General features: G+C 38.7%; 13 protein-coding genes and 2 tRNA genes. 8 read left to right on the top strand and 7 right to left on the bottom strand.

Annotation, left to right across the window (positions count from 1 at the left end):
* Nucleotides 1-88: 88 nt before the first annotated feature.
* Nucleotides 89-3,379 (top strand): glycosyltransferase family 117 protein, encoded by a 3,291-nt coding sequence (locus ABS768_RS06520; protein ID WP_408074159.1) that lies wholly within the window; start codon nucleotides 89-91, stop codon nucleotides 3,377-3,379.
* A gap of 59 nt (nucleotides 3,380-3,438) precedes the next feature.
* Complete coding sequence (locus tag ABS768_RS06515) at nucleotides 3,439-4,083, top strand: polysaccharide deacetylase family protein (RefSeq protein WP_408074158.1); 645 nt, start codon at nucleotides 3,439-3,441, stop codon at nucleotides 4,081-4,083.
* On the opposite strand, the gene ABS768_RS06510 is transcribed toward ABS768_RS06515, so the two are convergent.
* Nucleotides 4,073-4,381 (bottom strand): thioredoxin family protein, encoded by a 309-nt coding sequence (locus ABS768_RS06510; RefSeq protein WP_035134121.1) that lies wholly within the window; start codon nucleotides 4,379-4,381, stop codon nucleotides 4,073-4,075. The two genes, ABS768_RS06515 and ABS768_RS06510, sit on opposite strands and share 11 nt — an antisense overlap.
* 74 nt (nucleotides 4,382-4,455) lie before the next feature.
* Nucleotides 4,456-5,688 (bottom strand): metallophosphoesterase, encoded by a 1,233-nt coding sequence (locus ABS768_RS06505; RefSeq protein ID WP_408074157.1) that lies wholly within the window; start codon nucleotides 5,686-5,688, stop codon nucleotides 4,456-4,458.
* 203 nt (nucleotides 5,689-5,891) lie between these two features.
* On the opposite strand from ABS768_RS06505, the gene polA reads away from it, so the two are divergent.
* Both polA and ABS768_RS06495 read left to right on the top strand, forming a co-directional pair.
* Nucleotides 5,892-8,729: a DNA polymerase I gene (gene polA / locus ABS768_RS06500; protein ID WP_408074156.1), complete on the top strand. Its 2,838-nt coding sequence runs from the start codon at nucleotides 5,892-5,894 to the stop codon at nucleotides 8,727-8,729.
* Between the two features lie 59 nt (nucleotides 8,730-8,788).
* Nucleotides 8,789-10,114: a serine hydrolase domain-containing protein gene (locus ABS768_RS06495; RefSeq protein WP_408074155.1), complete on the top strand. Its 1,326-nt coding sequence runs from the start codon at nucleotides 8,789-8,791 to the stop codon at nucleotides 10,112-10,114.
* Between the two features lie 32 nt (nucleotides 10,115-10,146).
* Here the strand turns inward: ABS768_RS06495 and ABS768_RS06490 are convergent, their stop codons facing one another.
* Nucleotides 10,147-11,172 (bottom strand): LacI family DNA-binding transcriptional regulator, encoded by a 1,026-nt coding sequence (locus ABS768_RS06490; RefSeq protein WP_408074154.1) that lies wholly within the window; start codon nucleotides 11,170-11,172, stop codon nucleotides 10,147-10,149.
* A gap of 379 nt (nucleotides 11,173-11,551) precedes the next feature.
* Between ABS768_RS06490 and ABS768_RS06485 the strand changes: the two genes are divergently transcribed.
* Together ABS768_RS06485 and ABS768_RS06480 are read left to right on the top strand one after the other, a co-directional pair.
* Complete coding sequence (locus ABS768_RS06485) at nucleotides 11,552-12,304, top strand: ferritin-like domain-containing protein (RefSeq protein ID WP_408074153.1); 753 nt, start codon at nucleotides 11,552-11,554, stop codon at nucleotides 12,302-12,304.
* Between the two features lie 26 nt (nucleotides 12,305-12,330).
* On the top strand, nucleotides 12,331-13,155 hold the full coding sequence (locus ABS768_RS06480) for a ferritin-like domain-containing protein (protein WP_408074152.1): 825 nt from the start codon (nucleotides 12,331-12,333) through the stop codon (nucleotides 13,153-13,155).
* A gap of 55 nt (nucleotides 13,156-13,210) precedes the next feature.
* On the opposite strand, the gene ABS768_RS06475 is transcribed toward ABS768_RS06480, so the two are convergent.
* The 4 genes from ABS768_RS06475 to ABS768_RS06460 form a co-directional block, all read right to left on the bottom strand.
* Nucleotides 13,211-13,804, bottom strand: a complete 594-nt coding sequence (locus ABS768_RS06475; protein ID WP_408074151.1) for a DUF502 domain-containing protein — start codon at nucleotides 13,802-13,804, stop codon at nucleotides 13,211-13,213.
* A gap of 155 nt (nucleotides 13,805-13,959) precedes the next feature.
* Nucleotides 13,960-14,418: a hypothetical protein gene (locus ABS768_RS06470; RefSeq protein ID WP_408074150.1), complete on the bottom strand. Its 459-nt coding sequence runs from the start codon at nucleotides 14,416-14,418 to the stop codon at nucleotides 13,960-13,962.
* A 140-nt stretch (nucleotides 14,419-14,558) separates the two neighbouring features.
* A tRNA-Leu gene (locus ABS768_RS06465) sits at nucleotides 14,559-14,640 on the bottom strand.
* A gap of 221 nt (nucleotides 14,641-14,861) precedes the next feature.
* A tRNA-Leu gene (locus ABS768_RS06460) sits at nucleotides 14,862-14,943 on the bottom strand.
* 144 nt (nucleotides 14,944-15,087) lie between these two features.
* On the opposite strand from ABS768_RS06460, the gene ABS768_RS06455 reads away from it, so the two are divergent.
* Both ABS768_RS06455 and ABS768_RS06450 read left to right on the top strand, forming a co-directional pair.
* Nucleotides 15,088-16,476: a dipeptidase gene (locus ABS768_RS06455; RefSeq protein ID WP_408074149.1), complete on the top strand. Its 1,389-nt coding sequence runs from the start codon at nucleotides 15,088-15,090 to the stop codon at nucleotides 16,474-16,476.
* A 314-nt stretch (nucleotides 16,477-16,790) separates the two neighbouring features.
* The gene (locus ABS768_RS06450) at nucleotides 16,791-17,321 is read left to right on the top strand and encodes an RNA polymerase sigma factor (protein WP_408074148.1); all 531 of its coding nucleotides are present in this window, start codon (nucleotides 16,791-16,793) and stop codon (nucleotides 17,319-17,321) included.
* Nucleotide 17,322: the final 1 nt, after the last annotated feature.

Below are 17,322 nucleotides of genomic sequence, written 5' to 3'. Positions count from 1 at the left end.
TATTAATCATTAAAAATAAGTTTGCTTAATTACCTTTAAATAAAAAATAGTTTCTTTGCATATATAAATCCGGAATTTTCAAAACCGCATGATAACATTCAACTTTAAAAAATGGAATACCATCACCGGATGGTTTGTTTTTGCCATTGCATTTATTGTTTATTCACTAACCGTAGAGCCAACCATGAGTTTTTGGGATTGTGGCGAGTACATAACCACTGCTGCAAAGCTTGAGGTAGGTCACCCGCCGGGAGCCCCTTTATTCCAAATGGTAGGTGCTTTCTTTGCTATGTTTGCATCAGGCCCTGATAAGGAAGCCCTTATGGTTAACATGGTATCGGTTGCCTCCAGTGCATTCACCATACTTTTTATGTTTTGGTCGTTAACCATGATACTAAGAGCTTTGGTTGAGAAATTTTCCGAATTCAACAACAACAATGCCTTTATGGTGATAGGAAGTTCTGCCGTTGGTGCACTTGCCTTTACCTTTACTGACAGCTTTTGGTTCAATGCGGTTGAAGCCGAGGTATATGCTATGGCATCGTTATTTATAGCATTATTACTATGGTTGGGACTACGCTGGGAACAGGATATGAATACTCCACGAGGTAACAAGTGGCTGCTTATCATATCGCTGGTAGTGGGGTTAACTTTTGGTGTTCACTTTATGGCACTGCTTACAATTCCTGCCATCGGATTTATATACTTCTTTAAAAACTACGAAAAAGTTACCGTTAAAAACTTTATAATAGCAAATATTGTTATTGTTGCCATACTACTTTTCATATTCAAACTACTACTACCATACACACTTGCATTATTTGGTAAGACTGAAATATTTATGGTAAACAAAATGGGGCTTCCGTTTAACTCGGGAACCATATTTGTAGCTATATTACTAATAGCCTTCTTTTATTTCGGGCTTAGCTATACCCGTAAAAAAGGACATGCATTGGCCAACACACTTATACTTTGTGTACTATTTATATTTATAGGTTTCTCAACTTGGATGATGCTCCCTATACGTGCTAATGCTAATGTGGTTATTAACGAAAACAGACCATCGGATGCTGCCGAGGTACTTGCTTACTATAATCGTGAGCAGTATGGAGAACAAAAACTGTTTTATGGCCCTATGTATTCTGATATTTATGCCGGACTTGATGCTGACAAACCGTATGAGGATGAAAAACCAAACTACCAAAGGGATTACAAAACCGGAAAATATATTATTGTAAACAATTACAAAAATGCCAAACAAAACACCGATGACAACCACAAAGGTTTCATGCCTAGAATGTGGAGTACAGACAACGGTCATCCGGTAAACTATATGAACTTCACCAAACCTCTTGACTTTAGAATAGACCCTAACTATGATTTCTCAAGAGACCTTGTACAATACGGCCTTCCTTTAGACCAGATGAGTGACGAGGAAATAGGGAAAGCGATGGCGCAGGTACGTGATGAACTTCAAAATATAATCAACCAGTTTAAGACTTCTTATCAAAAAGGAGAACTTGACCTTGACGATTACGACAAATTCCTTAGAAACTATAGCAGTTACCTTATAATAGAAAAACCTTCATTTAGTGACAACATGAAATTCATGTTCCAGTACCAATTTGGCTACATGTATTTCAGGTACTTTATGTGGAATTTTGCCGGCAGGCAAAATGATATACAGGGACGTTATGACAATTATGACGGTAACTGGATGAGCGGTATTAAATTTATTGACGAAAACCATGTTGGCCCGCAAAGTCACTTAACAGAAGACCAGCTCAACAACAAGGCTAGAAACTTTTACTACTTCTTACCATTACTATTAGGTTTTATAGGACTATGCTACCATGCATCAAGAGACCCTAAGAGCTTCTACGTACTACTCATACTATTCCTGTTTACAGGCCTTGCCCTTAAGGTGTACCTAAACGAAAGACCGTTTGAACCGAGGGAAAGGGATTATGCACTTGTTGGATCATTCTATGTATTTGCTATGTGGATAGGTATTGGCGTATATGCCATTTATGAAGCCATACAAAAGTATCTGGCACCAAAAATCGCAGCTCCGGTTGTGCTAGCTGCAACATTATTGGCAGGACCAGTATTACTGGCTTCTCAAAACTGGGATGACCATGACCGTTCTGGCCGCTATACTGCACTTGCAATGGCAAAGGCTTATCTTGAGTCGTGCGACGAAAATGCCATTCTGTTCACCATTGGGGATAACGACACCTTCCCGCTTTGGTATGCTCAGGAGATTGAAGGTATACGAACAGACATCAGGATTGTAAATACCAGCCTATTCATGACCGACTGGTATATAGACCAGATGAAAGCGAAAGCTTACACGTCTGAGCCGTTACCTATTTCCTTTACACACGATCAGTATGTACAGGGAACCAGAGATTATATGTTCTTTGATAAGCAAACCGAAAATCGTTGGGACATAAATGACTTCATATCATTTATCGCTTCTGATGACCCAAGAACAATGGTTGAGCTTAAAAACGGGCATAGTATTAACTACTTCCCTACTAATAAAATCAGGCTTAAAGTAGACCGTGAATCGGTTATAAAACACAAGATAGTAGAACCTGACCTTTACGATTCTATTGTTCCTTACATCGATATTGACATTAAAGGAGATGCTATATATAAAAACCGCCTGTTAATGCTTGATATTGTTAATAACAATAACTGGGAGCGTCCTATTTACTTTACCGGAGGAAGCTTTGGTGATGACGATTATATCTGGATGAAAGACTACCTTCAGTTAGACGGTATGGTATTTAAACTTATCCCTGTAAAAACTCCGGTTCCTAAAGAAGGTAGCCTCCTTGACATGGGACATATTGATACTGATAAGATGTATGATATTGTTATGAAATGGGATTGGGGCAACAGTGAAAGTCCCGATATTTATCATGATCCTGAAACACGTAAAAACAGTATTACATACCGCACCAATCTGGCACGCCTAATGGAAAAACTGATAGAGGAAGGCAAAAAGGATAAGGCCAAAGACATTGTTAACCTGGCTATGACAAAAATGCCGGTAGATTACTTTGGTTACTACACCCTACTGGAACCTTTTGCAACAGGATACTATCAGCTTGGCGAAAAAGAAAAAGCACGTGACCTGCTTACTCAGCTTATCAAAAAGTATCAGGAGAAGCTCACTTTCTATAACAGCTTGGATGCAAGAGAGCAAAACAATATTATTGTTGATATCATCACTGACATTGAACGCTACAGAAGTCTGCTACTGATTATGAAAGACGAAGGTGATACTGAGCTTTACAACAAGGAGAAACCTACCTTTAATAAGTACAACGAAATGTTTAAAAGGTTTAAACGAGAAAACGAAGAATAACTAAATTATATTAGTAACTTTATAAGCAGCTTTACTTAAAGCTGCTTATTTTTTTTAGCATGAAAGCATACTGGGTTAAAACAGGAAAACTAATTAAAAAGTTGTTTAATGGTTTTGTTTGGGATATTCCTAACAACAATAACATAGTGTACCTCACTTTTGATGATGGCCCAACCCCCGAGATTACCGAATGGGTACTTGGTGTACTGAAAAAATACGACATCAAAGCCACTTTTTTCTGTATTGGCAACAACATCAAAAAGCATCCTGAGATTTTTAAAAAAGTGGCAGACGATGGTCATACCATTGCCAACCATACCTACAACCATTTAAACGGATGGAAAACCAAAAAGGAAACCTATCTGGAAAATACTTTTGCCTGCGAAGAGGTAATTAAAGGCTTTACACACGAGGAATACACTACAAAACTATTTAGGCCACCTTACGGCAAAATAAAACCGTCTCAAGCCAAAGTAATAAAGGATAAGGGATACAAAATAATAATGTGGGATGTATTGAGTGCTGATTTTGACAAAACCATAACTCCCGAAAAGTGTCTTGAAAACGTTACGGAAAACACAAAAGAAGGCAGCGTGATTATTTTTCACGACAGTGTAAAAGCATTCCCTAATCTGGAATATGCCCTACCAAGAGCAATAGAATACTTAAAGAAGAAAAAGTTCAGGTTTGAGGCTATGCACTAGTACTGGTAAATTCCTGCACCAGTCCAATAATAGTGTTAGCATCCAGCTCACCTGATTGTCTCCATACCATTTGTCCTCCCTTGTAAATCATTAACGTAGGAAGTCCTTTTATTCTTAAAGCATCGGCTAATTCCTGATTTTTATCTACATCAATTTTTATCACCTTTGCCCTGTCTCCCAGCGCAGCGGCAACATCCCTAATTACAGGATGCATTGATACAGAGGGCTCATTCCACTCTGTGTAAAAATCGATTAGTACAGGTACCGGGGAGTTTATAAGTTCTCCAAATTTTGACATAAAAAAAGATTTAAACTTACTTAAAAACCTTTAGTTCCAAATAATCTATATACAAATATAGCATTTTTAAGCAATCACGCTACTTTTGGGCCTTTTTTTAGTTCTAATACTGTTATTTCTGGCCAAATACCTACCCTACCCGGATAAGCATGGAAGCCAAAGCCTCTGTTTACATATATATAGCGCCCCACGTTTTCATACAGTCCGCCCCATTGTTTGTAGCGGTACTGTATAGGGCTCCACTTTACAAACCCCGGTATCTCAATACCAAACTGCGATCCGTGAGTATGTCCGCTAAGGGTTAAATGATAATTATCCCTATGTGTTTTCACCTCATGTTCCCAATGTGACGGATCATGACTCATAAGTATCTTAAAGTCGGTTTGCTTCACCCCTTCCGATGCCTTTGCCAAATCGCCTGCCTGCTTAAACCCAATTCCCCAGTTTTCAACACCTATAAGAGCTATTTCATCATCCCCTTTTTGAATCTTTACATTCTCGTTAAGCAACAGTTTGAAATCAATTTGCCTGTGCAGGTCTTTTATAGCTTCAAAGTTTTCATTCTTATCTTTTTGCGAAGGCCAGGTAACATACTCTCCATAATCGTGATTTCCCAAAACCGAAAACTTACCAAACTTAGGTGTATCTATTGATTTAAAAGTCTCAATCCACGGATTCATCTCATCGGCATGGGTATTTACAATATCACCCGTAAATAATATAATGTCTGACTTTTGCTCATTAATCATACCAATAGCATGCTCAATTTCATCGTGGTTATCAAAACTACCACTATGCACATCAGAAATCTGGGTAATGGTAAACCCGTCAAAACTATCCGGAAGGTCGGGATAATAAATCGTTTTTTTATGCACCTTAAAATTGTACTTCCCTTTTGTCATACCATATAACAGGGAAAGAAACGGTATTGCAGCCACACCAAGTGCTACCTGACTAACAAACTTACGCCTGCTGGTAAGAAACGATTCATTTGTGGTACCGGAGAATTCTTTTAGGAATCCGCCAATAACACGAATAATATCTTCTCCAAACATAAATGCCATAAGCAGCATTTTGGGAATATAGGTTATCAGCAAGAGTCCTATAGTAAACAGGGTATGTTTGTTTTGCCCCACGCTTCGGTCAAACTGAGTGGCAAACGAGTAAAATATGTAAACTACAATTAAAAGGGAAATTACCTGATAAGCAATAAGCACCCATTTTATTCGGGTTAATGTTTTTACAGCCTGAAAAGCATACAGCTCTACCAAAACCACAAAAACAAAAAGTATAATCCAACGTAACATCTAATTATTTTTAAATAAGTGGGAATAAAGGTATTTCAAAAAAACACCCGATATTCAAATTTAACAAAGTTTCGCATGGCTTGCGTCAAAAAATGCGCCATAAAACAATAAACGACACACTAGCAGTTATGTAACACAAAAGCCACATATATTATTCTTATTCTGCACCAGTTTGTTTATTTTTACGGCAAATAGATTTTATCATGTCACAGCAAAAACGACTTTTCCTACTCGACGCATATGCATTAATTTTCCGTGGTTATTATGCCTTCATAAAAAACCCGAGGATAAACTCCAAAGGGATGGACACATCAGCTATTATGGGATTCATGAACTCCCTGCTGGATGTGATAAAGCGCGAAAAACCAGATCATTTGGCCGTTGCTTTTGATAAGGGAGGAAGTGCCGTACGCACCGAAATGTTTACCGAATATAAGGCCAATAGAGATGAAACTCCTGAGGCTATAAAACTGGCGGTTCCATATATACATGAAATCCTTAAGGCCATGCACATTCCTATTGTGGAGCTTGAAGGCTGTGAAGCAGATGACCTTATAGGAACCATTGCAAAACAGGCAGAAAAACAGGGTTACCAAACCTTTATGGTAACACCCGATAAGGATTTTGCCCAGCTGGTTAGTGAAAATATTTTTATGTACCGCCCTGCCCGTATGGGTAACGGTATAGAGATATGGGGAGTACCCGAAGTACTGGAGCGTTTTGAGATAGAAAGGCCGGAACAGGTAATCGATTTTCTGGGTATGATGGGCGATGCTGTAGACAATATACCGGGACTACCGGGTGTAGGTGAAAAAACAGCCAAAAAATTACTTAAAGAGTACGGCTCTATGGAAAACCTTTTAGCCAACACACACGAGCTAAAAGGCAAAATGAAGGAGAAGATTGAACAGAATGCCGATCAGGGAAGGCTATCTAAGGTACTGGCTACGATTATTACCGACTGTGATGTGACTTTTGATGAGAAGGACTACGAGCTTTCCAAACCGGATACCGAAAAAGTAGAAGCCATTTTTAATGACCTTGAGTTTAGAAGAATGGCCGACCAATTCCATAAACTGTTTGCCGATGGTGAGGAGTACAGTGAAATTTCAAACACCACCACTGCCCCTACCAAAAAAGTAGCCAAAAGCAGCGATCAACAGTTTTCACTTTTTGGCGGTGGAGAAGAAACTACTGCAGCCGATACCGCAACCGAGAGTTTTTACAAAAAACTGGAGACCACAAACCATTTTTATCAGTTGGTTCAGGGGAATCTGGCAACCGGACTGCTAATTAAAGACATACTTAAACAGCCTAGTGTTTGTTTTGATACCGAAACCACAGGGGTAAACACACTTACCGCCGAACTTGTGGGTATGTCGTTCTCATGGGAAACCGGAAAAGCATTTTACATACCATTCCCGGAAAACAGGGAAGAAGCACAGGAACTGATTAATAAATTCATCCCGTTTTTTGAGGATGAGAACATAGAGAAAATTGGTCAGAATCTTAAATATGACCTACAGGTGCTTTCCAACTACGGCATTACCGTAAAAGGAAAAATATTTGACACCATGATTGCCCACTACCTTATTAACCCCGACATGAGGCATGGTATGGATATACTGGCAGAAACCTATTTGCAATATTCGCCAAAGCCTATTGAGGAACTTATTGGTAAAAAAGGTAAGAATCAAAAGTCAATGCGCGATGTGGAACTGGAACTTATTAAGGAATACGCATCTGAAGATGCTGATATTACCTTACAGCTAAAAGAGCTTTTTGCACCACAACTGGAAGCTACCGGAACACGCAAGCTGTTTGACGAAATAGAAATTCCGTTAATGCCTGTACTGGCCGATATGGAACACGAAGGGATTAGGCTTGATTGCGATTACCTGAAACAGCTTTCTACAGAGCTTTCTAACGATGCCAAAATTTTAGAGCAACGTATTTATGAAACTGCCGGAGAAACATTTAACCTTGCTTCTCCAAAACAGTTGGGCGACATTTTATTTGATAAACTGAAAATAGGCGGAGCCAAACAGAAAAAAACCAAAACCGGACAGTATGCTACCGGTGAGGAAGTGCTTTCTTACCTGGCAAAAGATAACCCTATTGTACAGGATATTTTAGACTGGCGACAGTTGGTTAAACTGCAAAACACTTATGTGGATGCACTGCCGTTACAGGTACAGGAAACTACAGGACGTGTACATACCGACTATATGCAGACTGTTGCAGCTACCGGACGTTTGAGTTCCAACAACCCTAACCTGCAAAACATTCCTATACGTACCGAAAGGGGAAGGCAGATACGTAAAGCGTTTATAGCAAGAGATGAAAACTACACGCTTGTTTCTGCCGATTACTCGCAAATAGAACTTCGTATTATCGCAGCCCTTAGCGGTGACCCGGAAATGGTAAAATCATTCCAAAACGGAGAGGACATTCACGCTTCTACAGCAGCAAAAGTATTTAATGTACCGCTTAATGAGGTAACGCGTGAACAGCGTAGCCATGCCAAAACGGTAAACTTCGGTATTATATATGGTGTTTCGGCATTCGGGTTAAGTAATCAAACGTCGCTAAGCCGTTCGGAATCAAAAGAGCTTATCGACACCTATTACAAAACCTACCCTACCCTTAAAAAATATATTAACGACCAAATAGAGTGGGCACGTGAAAACGGTTATGTTCAAACCATATCAGGACGCCGCCGTTACCTTAAGGATATCAATTCGCAAAATGCAGTAGTGCGCGGTGCCGCCGAACGTAACGCCGTTAACGCACCAATACAGGGTAGCGCTGCCGATATTATTAAGATTGCGATGATAAACATCCATAAAAAACTAACAGACGAGAACTGGAAGAGCAAAATGTTACTACAGGTACACGATGAGCTTGTGTTTGATGTTCACAACAGTGAGCTGGAGAAAATAAAACCAATGATTAAGCATGAAATGGAAAATGCCTTTAAAATGGCAGTGCCACTTGATGTGGAAATTGGCGAAGGTCAAAACTGGCTTGAGGCACATTAATAATGTAACATCCAGGCATTTCATCCGTCTAATTGTTAAACCAACAATTAAAACCAGCTATGAGAAAAACCGCTTTATTCCTATTTTTCTTAGTGGCTTCGGCGCAGGGTATTGCCCAAACCGAACCCAAGTTTGAAAAAATAGACCAACTTTTAAATCACTTTTATACTAACGACCGCTTTATGGGATCGGTTTCCATAAGGGAGGGCAACGATGTAGTTTTTGAAAACGCTTACGGCTATACTGATGTGGAAAACGACATTAAGGCCAATACCCACACCAAATACAAAATAGGGTCGATAACAAAAATGTTTACCGCTGCCATTGTACTTCAGCTAATTGAAGACAAAAAGCTTACACTAGACACTAAGCTATCACAGTTTTATCCGGAGGTAAAAAATGCCGACAGCATAACCATAGACCACCTGCTTAGTCATAAAAGCGGTATTTATAACTATACCAATGCAGATGATTTTATGGAGTACACCAAAAATGCACAAACCAAAATGGACATGCTAAAAAGGATTGCCGGATTTGACCCTGTATTCAAACCGGGTGAAAAAGCCCAATACAGCAACTCTAACTATGTACTACTGGGCTATATTATTGAGGATGTAACCAAAAAAACATATAAGGCAAACGTTAACGACAGAATTACAAGACCTTTAAAACTAACCGACACCTATTACTACTCTAAAACCAACCCGAAAAGAAACGAGGCCTACTCGTATACTTTTGAAGGCGGTAAATGGGTACAATCGGACGAGTGGGACAGTTCTGTAGCCTATGCTGCGGGAGCACTGGTTTCTACACCAAACGATCTTACCAAATTCATAAAGGCACTTTTTGACGGAAAAATAATTAAAAAGGAGTCGCTTGAAATAATGAAAACCGTAGATATGGGGTATGGCAGGGGAATGTTTATTTTCCCATTTAACAGCCGTAATTTTTATGGACATAACGGCGGTATAGAATCGTTCACTTCTGTTTTAGGTTACTACCCAAAAGAACAGATGTCAATATCAGTAATACAAAACGGCAGCAACTACGACCTAAACGAGATTTTAATAGGCATTTTAAGCTGTTATTACAAAATACCTTACCCACTACCTAACCTTAACGTTGCAGAAGTAGCTCCCGAAGTTTTAAAGGGTTATGAAGGAATTTATGATTCATCTGACATTCCGCTGGAGATAACTATTGAATACACCGAAAATGGATTAACAGCTCAGGCTACAGGGCAAAGTGCTTTCCCGCTAACCCCTACCAGCGAAACCCAGTTTATATTTAACCAGGCGAATATTGAAATAACATTTAAGGATAACAACACCTTTGTACTCAAACAGGGACAAATGCAGTTTAATTATACCAGAAAAGAACAATAAAAAAAGCCTCCGAAACGGAGGCTTTTTTGTTTTTATAACTTACGGGTAGATTCCCTTTGTCTTAATTCGGTTTTAATTATACGGGTTTCATAATCCGGCTCCTCCCCTTCTTTGGCTTCAAGCCTGTTAATAAGCATTTCTGCTGCTGCCGACCCAATTTCTGGTCCGTGCTGGCTTACTGTACTAAGACTTGGCGTTAGTCGTTTGGACCAAACCCCATCGGCAAAACCGATAATGGAAAGCTCTTCCGGAATTTTAATACCTTTCTTGATAGCCGCTTTCATTGCCATTACAGATGCGTGCTCATCAAGCGCAAAAACTCCATCCAGTTTGTTATTATCAAAAAGATACTGAAATTTAGTATCAAACTCTTCGGTACTTTCTGTTCTCAGTATTATTTTCTCGTTCACCTCAATTCCGTTTACGGCAAGGGCTTTTAAATACCCTTCTGCTCTTAGTTTACCAACACTAAGATTATCAATAGTAGAAAGTAATGCTATATTCCTGCAGTTCGATTTTATGAAATGATCCATAGAGTATACAGCCGAATCAAAGTCATCTACTATTACCTTATCACAGTTTACTTCGTCAGATATTCTGTCAAACATAACTATAGGCAAATCATCTGACATAGCTTCCTTAAAGTGTTTAAACTCACCTTCCTTCTGCGTCTCTTCTGATATCGAAAGGATAAACCCATCTATAGTACCATTACTAAGCATGTCCATAGCATGGATTTCCTTTTCCAGCGATTCGTTAGAGATACAGGTAATTACATTATACCCCTTCTCGTTAGCGGTTTTCTCTATACCGCTAAAAACCTTGGCAAAAAAAGGGTTCAGGATGTTTGGGATAATAACCCCAATGGTTTTAGACCTTTTGTTTTTAAGGTTCACCGCCATGTGGTTAGGCTTATAATTTTTAAGCTTGGCAAACTCCTGTACTTTAATTTTTGTAGGCTCACTAATTTCAGGACTATTACTTAAAGCTTTAGACACTGTGGAAACAGAGACATTTAGCTCTTTTGCGATCTGTTTTAATGTAGCTTTTGGTTTCATATACTGCGGATAAATTCTTACTGTAAAGAAACGAAAAAAAATGAATTTATAATGAGTACTGCGTCAATAAAAAGGACTTAAAACACTAAAAACCTATTATTTCTGCAGCTTTTTATTCAAAAACAAAAATTAAAACCAACTTTTAAATACACATAACACACATACGGCTAACCCTTTGAAACAAAAGCTTTAAACATTAAAGAGTATTCAAAAACAGCACAATAAATACAACGTATTAAAACTGAAAAGTGTTAAAAAAATACAAAAATGAGAATATACCAAAAACCAATATGAACAATAAGGCGTAAATAAAAATATCAACCGTGAACTAAACCCACATCGGTAAAAAAAACAATTATTAACCTCAAAATTTTTAATTATGAAAAAAGTAAAAGTTGAGGAAGTAAAATCAAACCTGACCAACAGGCGAAGCTTCCTTAAAATCAGCGGGCTTGCCATTGCGGGAACCGGACTTGTTATAGCAGGATGCAGCAACGACGATGATGGTGGTATGACTCCACCTCCGGAAGACAACCAGCTTCCCGGTGTACGAAACGGCGTTTTTGATCTTGGCGGAGGAGATGCCGGTATTCTTACCTATGCTTATGCTTTAGAACAGCTTGAGGCTGATTTTTATACACGAGTAGTTAACGGAAACAATTTTGGTTCGGTTTTCAGTAGTGAAGAACAATCGGTTCTTACTGACCTGTACAGACATGAAGTGGTACACCGCGAGTTTTTCAAGGCAGCACTAACAGGTGCACTAAATGACCCGGACCGCGTATTACCTGATTTAAATTTTGATTATGGCGACCTGAACTTCAGCAACAGGCTGCAGGTACTTAATACTGCAAAAACCCTTGAAGATACAGGCGTGGCAGCTTACAATGGTGCCGGACGATACATTACAACACCTGATTACCTTGTAATAGCAGGTAAAATCGTATCGGTAGAGGCAAGGCACGCATCGGCTATCAGAAGCTTACTAAACCCGGGATCGGCAGACTTTGCCGGAGACGACGTGATTGATGTAAACGGATTAGACCTAGCCCAGATGCCTTCAGAAATTTTAGCAGCGGTAGGTTCGCTGGGTGTTGTACAAACACCTTTCACAGCACAGTTCTTACCTTAATCAACTAACATTTAAACTTCAGCATTATGAATATTTTAAAATTTATAGAGTCGTTTACTGATGATAATCTTTTAAACAGTAAAAGCTCAAGAAGAGATAGTTTTAACCAGTTTAAAACATTAGGAAAAAATGCAGCTTTAGCTTCCCTGCCTTTGGGTATTGCTTCGCTTGTATTAGCTCCTACAAAAGCTAATGCAGCAGCCACTGCATTTATGACTACTCAGGATACTCCTACCACTGCCCTACAACTGGCACTGATACTTGAATATCTTGAAGACGAATTTTACCAGATGGCACTTGACACTAACGGACTTATTCCGGCTGCCGATCAGGCGATTATAGCACAAATATCACAACACGAAGCAGCACACGTACAGTTCCTTTCGAGTGCATTGGGAGATATGGCTCCGGAAAAGCCAGACTTTGACTTTACCGTAGGTGGTGCTTTTGACACTTTTGGAGACTACCCTACTTTTATGGCATTAGCACAGGCTTTTGAAGATACAGGAGTTCGTGCCTACAAAGGACAGGCAGGCAACCTGATGTCTAATGGTGATTTACTTACCGCAGGATTACAAATTCACTCGGTTGAGGCACGCCATGCTTCACAGATAAGAAGACTGAGAGGTCAAAAAGGATGGATTGTAGGTAATGACCGCGGCGGATTACCGGAAGCAGCACAGGCTGTTTATGACGGAGAGGAAAATGCAATGCAGGCCGGTTTCAATACCGCATCGGTAATGGCTACAAACGGACCTGATATCCCAGCAGCAGCAGGCCCGGAATCGTTTGACGAAATTCTTACCGGACAGCAGGCAAGCGATATCGCTTCGCTATTCTTTGCACAGTAACATAAACATAATTTTAGTATATAGAGTTGGTTTATAAAAGCCATAAGAAATAATCTTATGGCTTTTTTATATGTTCCCACGGTCTGCCTGTAGCACCAAAACTATTAAGAGTACTCATAGCCACATGCATGGAGATAGGTTGGTATTCACAACTTGATTTTTCTACGAAGCGTATCTCACCTCCCCCCATGTTTGGAGCATCGGGTATAAATACACTCATAAACTTATCATCACCTTCATCGGTAATAAAAGCAAGCAAATAAAAATCGCCATCCTTTAGTAATATGGCTTTCCACGCCCCTTCTAACCCGGCGCGGTTTTCATCTATAAGTTTGTATTTAAGCACCTGCAAACTAGGCACTATCAAAAAAAGCTGCTGTTCCATTTTTTTACCCCATTGCCTCACAAGTCCTATTTGGATTAGCATTCCGGCTACATAACATAAAAAGATAATGAGCAACACACATATAACAGTTAAAGTGGCAGCACCAAAAACGGAATGGATATTTAATACATCGGAAATTTTTTGACCTAACGGAATTAAAATCTGTATGGCATGATTAATAATTATAAGGATAAGCACTAAAGGGATTACCAAAAAAAGCCCTCCTAATATTACTGCCCTGGTTGGTTTTTTAATGATTGACATAGGCAAAAGGTTAAGTTAGTGACTGAAAATAAGGTAAATACACTAACTAAGTTACGGACTTTTTTTAATTAAAAAATAAAGCAAACCACTGATAGCAAAATAATTAAAACCCAAAAAATCACTTTTAACCAATACCAACCCCCAATATCAGGAAATTACCATATCTGGATATCGTTGAGTATTTTTTGAATTTTATCCGGAACAGGAGGTATATAATCCCCAATAAGGTTATTGGGATATGAAAACTGAACACTTGTAAGCTTATCACCGTCCCTGTGTATATAATCATTAGAAACAAAGTTTCCGTATTTAATATTCATTAAAAAGATAAACCTTTTAAATTTTTGATCTTTAAAACCTAACTCTCCTTCAAATAAAAGCTGATTCCCGGGATTTGATTCTACCATCTGCTTTTTCAGAGCTTCATAATATTGTTCATCAGAAACCTGGCTTTTAGAAACATCAGGTACTATTTTCACAATTAAAGAAGCGTTATCAGTCTTATCAACTATCCCAACCATGATTTTATCGCGATTATCCGAAAAATAATCAATAATTTCCCATGGGGAATCATATTCTAACCGAAACTTACAATGATTGGATTTCCATACCATTTTACAAGGATTTTATATAACAAAAATACTAACCTATTAATCGTAAATAACTTAACAATAGCATGTTAAATTTATAAACTATATTAAAATCGTGAAGAAATAATTCAACAAAAAAAGCCTCTGATTTCTCAGAGGCTTTGTGCGGGTGATAGGACTCGAACCTACACACCGTGAGGCACCAGATCCTAAGTCTGGCGTGTCTACCAATTTCACCACACCCGCAGGCTGATAATAAAACTAATAGTGTGTTTCATTATTACGGCTGCAAATATAAGCATAGTTTTTAAACTTCAAAGTAATTTTTGACCTCTTATTTAAATAAATTTTCACTTTATTTAACTCCAAAATGGAACTCACACAAAATAAGTATGCTTAAAACAAATAAAATAATCGGATAAAAAGGATGGAAATAAAAAAAGCTCCTGAAAATCAGAAGCTTTTTGTGCGGGTGATAGGACTCGAACCTACACACCGTGAGGCACCAGATCCTAAGTCTGGCGTGTCTACCAATTTCACCACACCCGCAGGCCGATAATAAAACCAATAGTTTGTTTCATTAAGAGGGTGCAAATATACAACTACTTTCAAACAAACAAAGAAAAAACGAAAATTTTTTTCATTTTATTTTTTTGTATTTTTGGGCGTCAATTCTATATCATTAATTATAAGATGGATAACATAAAAAGCTATGTCGGACAGCATAAAGACCGATTTATCAACGAACTTGTTGAGCTATTAAAAATACCTTCGGTTAGTGCCGATAGCGCCTATTCTCAGGACGTGATAAACACTGCTGAAGCAGTTAAGGAAAGTCTGGAAAAAGCAGGTTGCGAAAAAGTAGAGCTTTGCGAGACTCCGGGATACCCTATTGTATATGGTGAAAAAATTATAGACCCAAACCTTCCTACAGTATTAGTATACGGACATTATGATGTTCAGCCACCAGATCCTGTAGAGCTTTGGACTTCTCCTCCTTTTGAGCCGGTTATCAAAGAAACAGAGCTACACCCTGAAGGCGCAATATTTGCACGTGGAGCATGTGATGATAAGGGACAAATGTACATGCACGTAAAAGCATTAGAGTACATGACCCAAAACGGAAACCTGCCATGTAACGTTAAGTTCATGATAGAAGGTGAAGAAGAAGTAGGATCACCAAGCCTTAGCTGGTTTGTAGAACGCAACCAGGAAAAACTTAAAAATGATGTGATATTAATTTCGGACACCGGAATGATATCTAACACACAACCATCTATCACAACAGGACTAAGAGGACTTAGTTATGTAGAAGTAGAAGTTACAGGACCTAACCGCGACCTGCATTCAGGCTTATACGGTGGTGCTGTAGCAAACCCTATCAATATACTGGCAAAAATGATTGCCCAGCTTCACGACGAAAACAATCACATCACTATCCCGGGCTTTTATGATAAAGTTGAAGAACTTTCCCGCGAAGAAAGAGATGAAATGGCTAAAGCACCTTTCTCTCTTGAAGCTTACAAAAGAGCTCTTGATATTGATGATGTATATGGTGAGGCTACTTACACAACAAACGAAAGAAACTCCATTCGCCCTACACTTGATGTAAACGGTATTTGGGGCGGCTATACAGGTGAAGGTGCTAAAACGGTTATTGCAAGCAAAGCGTATGCAAAAATCTCTATGCGTTTAGTACCGGACCAAGACTGGAAAGAAATCACAGACCTTTTCACAAAACACTTTGAAAGCATTGCTCCAAAAGGTGTAAAAGTAAAAGTAACACCTCATCACGGCGGTCAGGCTTATGTTACACCTATAGACAGTATAGGTTATCAGGCAGCGGCAGCGGCTTATGAGGAAAGTTTTGCAGTTAAACCAATCCCTGTTCGTTCAGGCGGTAGTATCCCTATTGTTGCGCTTTTTGAAAAAGAGCTAAAAAGTAAAACCATAATGATGGGCTTTGGTCTTGACAGTGATGCTATTCACTCACCTAACGAACATTTTGGTATATTTAATTACCTAAAAGGAATTGAAACTATACCATTGTTTTACAAGCATTTTACAGAAATGAGCAAGTAATAACTCATACTATAAATAAAAAAAATCCACCTAATGGTGGATTTTTTTTATTCTGTTACAACCCTTTTTATTTTATTAGCATCTTTAAAAGAAAGAATCAAGGCCACACCGAATGAAGTATACTTTTTTTGTGGCATTGCACGTTATTATATCGGAAAAACAATCACTGTACAGAAGCACCATTGTTTAGGTAGTACCTAACAAGTTAATTAATTTTGTAAATTTAGGACAGGAATACACAAGAAAAAAAGCTTTCTAAATCCGCAAAAAAGAGAATAACCATCCGAAATAACCGGCAATAGCTACAACCATAAATGACCGAACAGCAACTTATACAAGGCTGCAAAAAACAAGACAGGCTTGCCCAAAACCGTGTCTACTATACCTATGCCACTAAAGTAATGGGTATATGCAAGCGTTATATGAAAGACCACGAACGCGCCGAGGAAATGGTAATGAACACCTTTCTCACTGTCTTTCAGAAAATTGAACAATATAAAAACCAGGGTAGTTTTGAGGGCTGGATTTTACGTATAGCCGTTAACTGCTGCCTAATGGAATTGAGGAAGAAGACGAATTTTAAAAATGAAATAAGCACTGATGATATAGCTATTGCAGTAACCGACAATGACAGTAACCTTTTGGATAACGACATCGAAAAAATGCTTAACTGCCTTCCGGAAGGAGCACGAATAGTGTTTAACCTATATGCAATTGAAGGTTACAAACATGCTGAAATAGCCGAAAAAATGGGAATTAGCGAAGGCACCTCTAAGTCACAGCTTAGTTATGCCAAAGAGAAATTAAAGAAAACCTTTTTTAGTTCACAAATCCTAAAACAATAAA

It is taken from the genome of Flavobacterium rhizophilum (assembly GCF_046000485.1).
Taxonomy (GTDB): Bacteria; Bacteroidota; Bacteroidia; order Flavobacteriales; family Flavobacteriaceae; genus Flavobacterium; species Flavobacterium rhizophilum.
This window is presented reverse-complemented; position numbering and strand designations above follow the sequence as displayed.

Excerpts from the sequence above, each read along its gene's own strand:
- ABS768_RS06520 (WP_408074159.1), top strand. The coding sequence starts at position 89 with ATGATAACATTCAACTTTAAAAAATGGAATACCATCACCGGATGGTTT.
- ABS768_RS06515 (WP_408074158.1), top strand. The coding sequence starts at position 3,439 with ATGAAAGCATACTGGGTTAAAACAGGAAAACTAATTAAAAAGTTGTTT.
- ABS768_RS06510 (WP_035134121.1), bottom strand. The coding sequence starts at position 4,381 with ATGTCAAAATTTGGAGAACTTATAAACTCCCCGGTACCTGTACTAATC.
- ABS768_RS06505 (WP_408074157.1), bottom strand. The coding sequence starts at position 5,688 with ATGTTACGTTGGATTATACTTTTTGTTTTTGTGGTTTTGGTAGAGCTG.
- polA (WP_408074156.1), top strand. The coding sequence starts at position 5,892 with ATGTCACAGCAAAAACGACTTTTCCTACTCGACGCATATGCATTAATT.
- ABS768_RS06495 (WP_408074155.1), top strand. The coding sequence starts at position 8,789 with ATGAGAAAAACCGCTTTATTCCTATTTTTCTTAGTGGCTTCGGCGCAG.
- ABS768_RS06490 (WP_408074154.1), bottom strand. The coding sequence starts at position 11,172 with ATGAAACCAAAAGCTACATTAAAACAGATCGCAAAAGAGCTAAATGTC.
- ABS768_RS06485 (WP_408074153.1), top strand. The coding sequence starts at position 11,552 with ATGAAAAAAGTAAAAGTTGAGGAAGTAAAATCAAACCTGACCAACAGG.
- ABS768_RS06480 (WP_408074152.1), top strand. The coding sequence starts at position 12,331 with ATGAATATTTTAAAATTTATAGAGTCGTTTACTGATGATAATCTTTTA.
- ABS768_RS06475 (WP_408074151.1), bottom strand. The coding sequence starts at position 13,804 with ATGTCAATCATTAAAAAACCAACCAGGGCAGTAATATTAGGAGGGCTT.
- ABS768_RS06470 (WP_408074150.1), bottom strand. The coding sequence starts at position 14,418 with ATGGTATGGAAATCCAATCATTGTAAGTTTCGGTTAGAATATGATTCC.
- ABS768_RS06455 (WP_408074149.1), top strand. The coding sequence starts at position 15,088 with ATGGATAACATAAAAAGCTATGTCGGACAGCATAAAGACCGATTTATC.
- ABS768_RS06450 (WP_408074148.1), top strand. The coding sequence starts at position 16,791 with ATGACCGAACAGCAACTTATACAAGGCTGCAAAAAACAAGACAGGCTT.